Genomic DNA, 445 nt, shown 5'->3' on the forward strand with positions numbered 1-445 from the left:
TGCGCGCCCGCGTCGAGCACGACCACCGCCAGCGGCCGCATCGAGGCCGCGCGCGCCTGCGCCAGCGCGCCCGCGACGATCGCCTGAGCCATGGCCAGGGTGAGGGGCGGGGTGAGGGTCATGCGATCTCCATCGGGTTGAACAGCCAGGCATCGCGCGCGGCAAGCAGCGGTGCGGCCGAACCGCTCGCGGTACCAAAGACGTAGTGGTCGGGGCGCACCAGCACCGCATCGACGCCGTGCGCATCGAGCCAGGCGGTGAGCGCGCCGCCGTCGGGCAGGTCGGCAACGACCGTGCAACGGCCATCCGCGACCGGGCAGGCCAACGCCGCGCTGCGCACGAACAGCCGCCAGCCGCCGCCGACCCGATCGTCGAGCTTGCGCCCGTCGTCGAGCACCGGCTGAACGAAGCGCGCGCCGCCCGCCGGGGTGGAGCCGAGCACCAC

Annotated in this window: 1 pseudogene; it reads right to left on the reverse strand. The window is 74.8% G+C overall.

Annotated features, from left to right (window positions below):
- Positions 1–118: 118 nt before the first annotated feature.
- A pseudogene (locus tag MTR62_RS21205) lies at positions 119–445 on the reverse strand (bifunctional 3-(3-hydroxy-phenyl)propionate/3-hydroxycinnamic acid hydroxylase); the annotation flags it as partial.

This window comes from Novosphingobium organovorum, assembly GCF_022832435.1.
In the GTDB taxonomy this organism is placed as follows: domain Bacteria; phylum Pseudomonadota; class Alphaproteobacteria; order Sphingomonadales; family Sphingomonadaceae; genus Novosphingobium; species Novosphingobium organovorum.